This is a genomic window from Clostridium sp., from assembly GCF_036643715.1.
Classification (GTDB): Bacteria; Bacillota; Clostridia; order Clostridiales; family Clostridiaceae; genus Clostridium.
In genome coordinates this window covers 1-8,824 of sequence record NZ_JAVXRL010000077.1, presented here as the reverse complement: position 1 = coordinate 8,824, position 8,824 = coordinate 1, and the positions used below count along the sequence as shown (strand labels likewise).

Here is an 8,824-nt window from a genome sequence, read left to right as displayed (position 1 = left end):
GTGAAGTGGGGGAAAAGTTGGAGATAATTTCAAAGACTTACCTATCACTATAATATGATGAGGTTGGTGTTTGGTGGGAAATAGATAAGCAGTTAGCAGAGAAATCTGGAGTAAAGTGGAAAGGGAAAACTCCTGTAGATGATAGCGTATCTGTTGGATATTCATTAGGTTACGCAGTAGAAGATAGAATAAAAATGGTTGATACTTATATGAAAGATTTTAAAGAAATATTTGGATATTATCCTAAATCAGTTGGTTCATGGGTAATGGATATTACAACATTTAGATATTTTAAGGAAAAGTATGGAGTAGTTGCAGGAGTTTTATGTAGAGAACAAATAGGAACGGATGGGTTTACTTTATGGGGAGGATACTTTAATCAAGCGTATTATCCAAGTAAATTAAATGAGTATATGCCAGCTCAAAGTAAAGAAATGCAACTAGATTTACCAATATTTAAATTACTTGGACCAGACCCAATATATACTCTTGAGGATGGAGTACGAGAATCTGTAAAAGGAGTATATACTTTGGAGCCTGCTGCTGTAATTGCACAAAATGAAGAGTGGGTAAAATGGTTATTTGACAGATATACAGAGGAGCCAGTACTAGGATTTTCACATGTTCAAGTTGGACAAGAAAACACATTTTTATGGAGTACAATGCATAAGGGATATGAACTACAGATACCATATATAGCAAAGCTTGCTAAGGAAGGTAAAGTTAGAATTGAAACACTTGAGGAATCTGGAATTTGGTTTAAAAATAGATATGAATTAACGCCTCCAACAACATTGGCTGCATCAGAGGATTGGAATAAGGAGGATGATTTAAGAACTTTATGGTATAACAGTAGATTTTATAGGGTGAGCTTATTATGGGAAAAGAATAAATTATCAATAAGAGATCTACATTTGTTTGATGAAATGTATAAATCTAGATATTATGAAGATGTTTTAAATGAGAATGAAAGTATATTTGATGCATTGCCTATATTAAATGCTCATAGTTTACGAAATAAAAATATAAGGCCATCAATTGATATAGTTGGAATTGATAACAATAATAAAACTTATAATCTAACAGGGGGAGAGCCGGAATTTTCAAGTGAAGGAGAATCTACATATAATTTGAAATGGAATTGTGATAATAAAAGTGAGTTTTATATTATATGTAATGAGGATAATATAATTATAGAAAATAAAGGTAATAAACTTGGAGATGAAAATTGGGGGCTTTATATAAATAAATTACCATCTTTAAAAGAAGTTAGTAGCAATAAATTAATTTGTGAACATAATAATTTTGAATATAGTATGTCTTTAAAGGTCGGTGAATTTAAGGGGAATTATGATGATGGTATTTTAATATTTAGTAATAATAATAAAATAGAAATATCTCTGTCTAATGAGAAAAATTTAGATGGTAAAGATGAATTTCTTAAGAAAAGTTATTTAGATAATAAAAAAGAGGTGGATTCATATGTCCCTAAATATAAAAGAATTAAGAGTGAATCAAAAATAAAACCAAGGGCATTTAAGCCTAAAATAACTCCGGCAATTGTTCTTATGCAAAAGCCTATAAAAAGTATATTTACTATAGAAAATCCAAATGAAGCTGGAAATATACATTATACATTAGATGGAAGTAATCCAAATGAAAACTCACCAATATATAATGGAGAAATTTTAGTAGATGACATTTGTAAGATTAGAGCTATAGCAATTAATGATGGGTTTACTCCGAGTGAAATTGTTGAAGGGGTTGTTTATAGTACTTTACCTATAGTTAATATAACAAGTAATACAAGCCCTGTAGATGATCATAGATATAACAAAAAAGGGGTTCAAGGGCTTATAGATGGTGAAAAGGGAAGTAAATACTATACAGATGGTAAGTGGCTTGGATATTTTGAAGATTTAGATGTAACAGTTGATTTAGGTTGTGTTAAAGATATAAATAGTATAACAGTAGGATTCTTACAGGATACTAGGGCTTGGATTTATTACCCTAAATATGTAGAGTTTGAAATATCTGAAGATGGAAAAAACTTTGAAAGCTTAGGAATAATAAATTACAAAAATAGAGTTCCAAGGCAAGAGGTTGGAACAGAAAATATTACAATGGAAAACAAGATAATAACAAGGTATATAAGAGTATTTGCTAAAAATGAAGATGTATGTCCAGGTTGGAGTATTATGCCAAATGAAGGTCCAGCATTTATGTTTGTAGATCAAATAACAGTTAATTAGATAAATCTGTTTTAATAAACTATCCTATTGTTTTTTATAAATAATAAGCATTAGGGAGTATATTGAAACATGTATATATAATATAGGGGAGGAATTTATAATGGGAACTACGGCCAATAAAAATAAAAACAGAGGTATTAAAAAAAATAGGGTATTATCAAAATCAGTAGCATGTGCACTTACAGTTGCACTTTCAACATCAGCCTTTTCTGGGTACCCAGTAAAGGCAATTGAAAATACTAATTATTCACAGCAAGGACCTACTCAAGAGGTTGCTAGTAGCAATCATTCACTTCAACCAACTGGTAATGGGTATAGCATAAAAACTATGTTAGATTGGACGCCAGAAAGTGATCCAAATGCAAGATACAATCGAGCAAGTATAAAATTACAAGATAGATTTACTGGACAAGTGGTTAATGAGAATGCTAATCCAGAAGCTAAAATAATGAATTGTGCTTTAACAAACCCTCAATCAGATAATGCACCATCACAAGGTGGAGACACAGAGAATGCATATGCTTTTTCATACTGGCAATATGTTGATTCTTATGTTTACTGGGGTGGAACTAGTAAAGGAATATTCTTACCACCAACAGCTGATGTTATTGATTCAGGACATAAAAATGGAGTTCCAGTACTCGGTACTGTAGGATTTCCATGGGGAAGAGGAGAAGGTTATATTGAGCAAATAAGAGAATTTCTTGTAAAAGATGAAAATGGTAACTTCCCAGTAGCTGATAAAATGATTGAAATGGCTAATTTTTATGGTTTTGATGGTTGGTTTATAAATCAAGAAACATACGGTTGTTCAAAAGAAGATGCAAATCTTATGGTTGAGTTTTTCACATATATGAAAGAAAAAGCTCCTGATATAAGACTTGGATGGTATGATTCAATGACTACAGAAGGGCCAGTACAATATCAAGATTCATTAAATCCATTAAATGTTGGATTCTTCCAAAATGAAGGTAAAACAGTTATGGATGAGTTCTTCTTAAACTATAACTGGGATAGAGCATCAAATTCATTCCCAGAAATGAGTAAAGTTGATATGAGTGTTAAAACAGCTACAGAAGCAGGAAGAAGCCAATACGATGTATATGCAGGAGTTGAAGTTCAACAAAATGCATACAATGATAACTTCCCAGTAGAACATTTGTTAGATGAAGAAGGAAAACTAAAATTATCACTTGCAATGTATTGCCCGAATTCAACATTCTCAATGGCTAAAGATGTTGAAGACTTCTATAAACATGATCAAAAGTTCTGGGTAGGGCCAACAGGAGATCCTGCTAATACTGATACAAGTGAAAAGTGGGTTGGCTTAGCTAATTATGTGGCAGATAGATCAGCAATAAATAGCTTACCATTTGTTACTAACTTTAACTTAGGTCATGGTCAAGATTATTATATAGATGGTGAATTATCTAGAGATAAAGAGTGGAATAACAGATCAGTACAAGATTATTTACCAACATGGAGATGGATGGTAGAGTCAGATGGGTCAAAATTAACTCCAGACTTTGATAGAACAGATGCATATAATGGTGGAAGTTCATTAAAAGTTGAAGGTAATTTAGAAGACGAAAATCCAAATAATATTATGTTATATAGCACAAAGTTAAATATAGAAAAAGATACAACAGAATTAACAGTTGTGTATAAAACACCTTTAGAAGAAGATAATATGCAAATAGGATTATGTTTTAATGAAAATTATGAAAAAGAAAGCTTTGAATTTTTTGATATAGAAAATGGAACTCCAGGGGAATGGACTACAGCAACTATTTCATTAGCTGACCATGTTGGAAAAACAGTATCAGCAATATCATTAAAGTTTGATAGTTCAGAAGATATAAGTGATTTTAAAATTAATATAGGAAGTATATCAATAGAAGAGAGTGATAAAGATACTATATTACCAGCTACAAATAAAATTACTTTAGACCAATCATTACTTCATAATGCACAAAAGGCAGAAGCTAAAATTTATTGGGAAGATGTAGTAGATGCAGATTTCTATGAAATATATAGAGTTAAGCCAAATGGTACTAAAGAATATGTAGGCTCGACTTATAATGATTCTTATTATATATCACCATTTAATAGATATGAAAATGAAGAGTCGTTTAAATTTGAAGTAGTAGCAGTAGATAAAAATTACAATAGAGGAGAAGCTGCAAGCTTAGATTTTAAATGGGGAATTGGTGCAGATGATACAGAAGTACCAGAAAATTTAGAAATGATAAATGTTGCATTAAATAAACCTGTTAAAGCAAGTACAGAAAATTCAGGAGAACCTGCATATAAGGCTGTTGATGGAACAGTTGAAAATAACAGTAAGTGGTGTACAACTACTAATATGTATGGCGGATGGTTAGAAATAGATTTACTGGAAGAAAAAACAATACAAAGATGGGTAACTATGCATGGAGAAGCTGGTGGAGAAGCTAAAGATACAAATACTAAAGATTTTAGACTTCAAGTTTCTTATGATGAAGGTGAAACTTATGTAGATGTTGATACTGTAGTAAATAATGATAAAGGTGTTGTTGATAGAAATTTAGAAACACCTGTTACAGGAAGATACTTTAGAGTATTAATAGATCATCCAGGATTATCACCATGGGGAGCTATAAGATTATACGAGTTCCAATTATTTGAGGAAAAATATATTGCAAAGAGTGAAAATATTTCATTAGATGAAGTAAAAGCATTTAATAATGATGGTGCAACAGATAGAGTTATAGCAAGAAATATTCCAGAAGGGCAAAAAATATCTTTATATAGAAATATAAATGATACAGAAGCTTTAGTAAGTGAAGTAGCTGGCAAAAATGGAATAGTTAATTTTGAAAACTTAGACCTTGGAGAAGTAGATGGTAGAATATTCTTCTCTATTAAGGAAGATGGGAAAGAAGAAAGTATTAAATTAAGCGTAGCATATGAAAATGAAGGTTGGGATGTAACGCCTATTCCAAATAACTTTAAAGTTTCAGAATATAATGTTGCTCCAAGAGCACTTGTAAATGAGTACTATGCAGTTATTGAAAGTGGTAATTTAAAAGCTGGAGATGTAGTTAGTTACTATGAAAATGCAGAAGATGAATTCCCAACAAGAGTAAGTATTGCAGCTACAGAAGACAGTGTATTATTAGAAGGAATAGTATTAAATAAAGATGGTGGAGAAGTAATTCTTGAAGTAAGTAGACCAGGAATGAAAACTACTCCTAAATTTAAAATGGCATATACTAGTGAAAAAGAAGCATCAACAAAGGGAAATATAGAAATACAAGTTAAATCGAGTGAAAAAAATAGTAATGTTGAAGGTGCTATATATGAAATTAGAAATAATGATAAAATAGTACAAACAGTAGTTACTAATAATAAAGGAATTGCTTTAACTGAAGATTTAGACCCAGGAACTTATACAGTTAAATATACTGGAAACTTAGAAGGATTTAAAGTAGATGAAACTGAAAATGAAGTAGTAATAGCTAAGGCATTTGACAAAGAATCAATAGAATTAGTATTAGAAAAAAATGAAGAAGAAAATATTATTGTTTCAAAAGTTGAAAAGTTAAAATCATCTGAAATAACTAATAATACAGTTAAATTAAATTGGAATGCACCAAAGAATACAGTTGGATTAACTGAATATGTAGTTTATAAAGATGGAAAAGAGTTTACTAAAGTACCAGTAGGAACTACAGAGTTAGTTGTTGAGGGATTAAGAACAAATACTAATTATGGATTTAAGGTAACAGCTAAGTATTCAAATGGAGAAGAATCAAAACCAAAATCTATAAATGTTAGAACAAAAAAATAGTTAATAAACATTAAAAAATATAAGGTTTAAATTTACCATAATAGACTAAGAGTTTAAAAGTTCTTAGTCTATTATTAATTTTAAAAAATCAAATTGGAGATGAGAAATATGTATATAATACCAAATCCTAAAAGTTATAAAAAAGAAAAGGGAACTTTTAAAATTACAGTAGATACTGTAATTAATTTAGAATATAAATGTGATTTTCAAGATTTACAAGCAGCTATAGAGATACAAAAAGAATTAGAAAATATATTAGGATTTAAGTTATCAATAAATAAAAGCTTTGATAAACATAAAAATTCGATAAATATTATAAGAGATAATAGAGTTGGGGATGAAGCTTATAAGATAAGAATAGATAGTAATAGTATTGATATAATTGCAGAAAAGAGTGTAGGTATATTTTATGGTACTCAAACTTTAAAGCAAATAATAAGACAATGCGGTTCACTTGTACAAGCCGTAACAATTGAAGATGAACCATATTTTAAGAATCGTGGTTTTTATCATGATGTTACAAGGGGGAAGGTTCCTACATTAGATACATTAAAAGAATTAGTTGATAAGGCGGCATTTTATAAAATTAACCAAATTCAATTATATATAGAGCATAGCTTTGCATTTAAAGGAATGAGTGAAGTTTGGATTGATAAGGATCCACTAACAGCAGAAGAAATATTATTATTAGATGAGTATTGCATAAAGAAACATGTGGAACTTATACCATCATTATCTACTTTTGGTCACTTATACGAGGCTCTTCGTACAAGAACTTTTAGTGATTTATGTGAATTAGAGGGTAGGGATGAAGGTGAGTACTCATTTGTAGATAGAATGGCGCATCATACATTAGATGTTAGTAATGATAAATCTTTAGCATTTGTGGAGAATATGTTAAATCAATTTATTCCTTTATTTAGTTCAAATAAATTTAATATATGTTGTGATGAAACTTTTGACTTAGGAAAAGGAAAAAATAAGAGTAATGCAAGTAAAATAGGTGTTGGAAAATTATATACTAACTTTTTAAATAAGGTAATTAATCTTGTTAAGACACATAATAAGAAAGTGTTGTTTTGGGGGGATGTAATATTAAATCACCCAGATTCACTAGGAGATATACCAAATGATGCTATATGTTTAAATTGGAATTATTATTATTTAGCAAATGAGGATGGAACTAAGAAAATATCAGAAAGTGGAATAGAGCAATATGTTTGCCCTGGAGTTGCTGGGTGGAGCAGATTGAGCAATTTAATAGAAAATGGATTTATAAATATTAATAAAATGATATCCTACGGAGTTAAATATGGTGCAACAGGAGTTCTTAATACTGATTGGGGTGACTATGGTCATATAAACTTATTATCAAACTCTATGCCAGGAATGATTTATGGAGCTTCATTATCATGGAATCCTGAAACAGATAAAGAACTTAATGAAGCATATGAAGCTATATCCTTAGTAGAATATGGAGATGAATCACGTCAAATAGTAAAGCTATTAAAAGAATTAGGTGAAGCAGAAAAAATAGGCTGGTCAGAAATAGTAAGATGGAAAGAAAAATATGATACAGATGAAAATGTGAAAAAAGAATTTGTAGAGATAAATAAGTCTATAAAGATAGAAGAGCTTATAAGAGGTTATAATATAGCTTTAGATATGGAAGAAAAATTAACAGCTTTATTAAATAAGGTTAACAATAAAGAAGCTTTGCAAGAGTTTATAATATCAGCAAAAGGAATAAGTCTTACAAATGATTTTTTAATAACGCTAATGAAGAATGAATTTAATAATGAATATGCAAGGGCATTTAATGATCCATATGATTTAGCTGAAAAAATAGAGGTATGGTTCTATAAATATTCTAAGGCTTGGAGATTAAAAAATAAAGAAAGTGAACTATATAGAATAGGTGAAGTAGTGATGTATATGTGTGATTATTTAAGACGAAGTGTATAAGGCACAATCAAATAAATAAAAATACATTTATATATTTATAAGGGAAAAATAGAATAAAACTGAAAAAATGGTAAAATATAAATAATATATAATTTATACATTAAACCTAGAATTTATACTATATTAAAAATTAAAAATATAGTATAAAATGTAAATGTAAACGTAATCAAAAACTAAATGGTATAGGGGAGGATTTAATAATGAAGAAAGTTAAAAAGTTAATAGCATTAGCAGTATGCGCTGCCTTAGTAGGATCTACAGTATTAACTGGTTGTGGGAAATCAGATGGAGGGGAAGGTTCTAAAGGTGGTAAACCGGTTACATTAACATGGTACACAATTGGTGATGAACCAAAGGATCTTCAATTAGTTGAAGATGAAGCCAATAAATATTTAGAAGATAAGATAAATGCAAATATAGACATGAAGTTTATAGGATTTGGGGATTATAGCCAAAAAATGTCGGTTATAGCGAATTCAGGAGAACCGTTTGATTTAGCATTTACTTGCTCTTGGGCAGGAGATTATGTTGGGAACGCTAGAAAAGGTGCATTTTTAGAACTAGATTCATATATAGATGAATATGGTAGTGAAATGAAAAAGAGTATTGATCAAAGGTTCTGGGATGGAGCTAAAATTAATGGGAAAACATATGCAGTACCTACTCAAAAAGAATTAGGGGTTGCACCAATGTGGGTGTTTACTAAAGAATATGTAGATAAATACAACATACCATACCAAGATCTTCATACACTTGAAGACTTAGAACCTTGGTT

General features: G+C 29.9%; 4 protein-coding genes. All 4 read left to right on the top strand.

Annotated elements, in window-relative coordinates; all coding sequences use genetic code 11:
- Positions 1-209 precede the first annotated feature (209 nt).
- On the top strand, positions 210-2,252 hold the full coding sequence (locus tag RSF37_RS14355) for an FN3 associated domain-containing protein (protein WP_332565071.1): 2,043 nt from the start codon (positions 210-212) through the stop codon (positions 2,250-2,252).
- A 100-nt stretch (positions 2,253-2,352) separates the two neighbouring features.
- Complete coding sequence (locus RSF37_RS14350) at positions 2,353-6,084, top strand: endo-beta-N-acetylglucosaminidase (protein WP_332565070.1); 3,732 nt, start codon at positions 2,353-2,355, stop codon at positions 6,082-6,084.
- Positions 6,085-6,192: 108 nt separating this feature from the next.
- Complete coding sequence (locus tag RSF37_RS14345; protein WP_332565069.1) at positions 6,193-8,049, top strand: beta-N-acetylhexosaminidase; 1,857 nt, start codon at positions 6,193-6,195, stop codon at positions 8,047-8,049.
- Positions 8,050-8,249: 200 nt separating this feature from the next.
- The coding region (locus RSF37_RS14340) for an ABC transporter substrate-binding protein (protein ID WP_332565068.1) at positions 8,250-8,824 on the top strand (575 nt) is incomplete at its 3' end.

Bases quoted from the DNA above. Each gene is read 5' to 3' on its own strand.
- RSF37_RS14355 (WP_332565071.1), top strand. From the start codon at position 210: ATGAAAGATTTTAAAGAAATATTTGGATATTATCCTAAATCAGTTGGT.
- RSF37_RS14350 (WP_332565070.1), top strand. From the start codon at position 2,353: ATGGGAACTACGGCCAATAAAAATAAAAACAGAGGTATTAAAAAAAAT.
- RSF37_RS14345 (WP_332565069.1), top strand. From the start codon at position 6,193: ATGTATATAATACCAAATCCTAAAAGTTATAAAAAAGAAAAGGGAACT.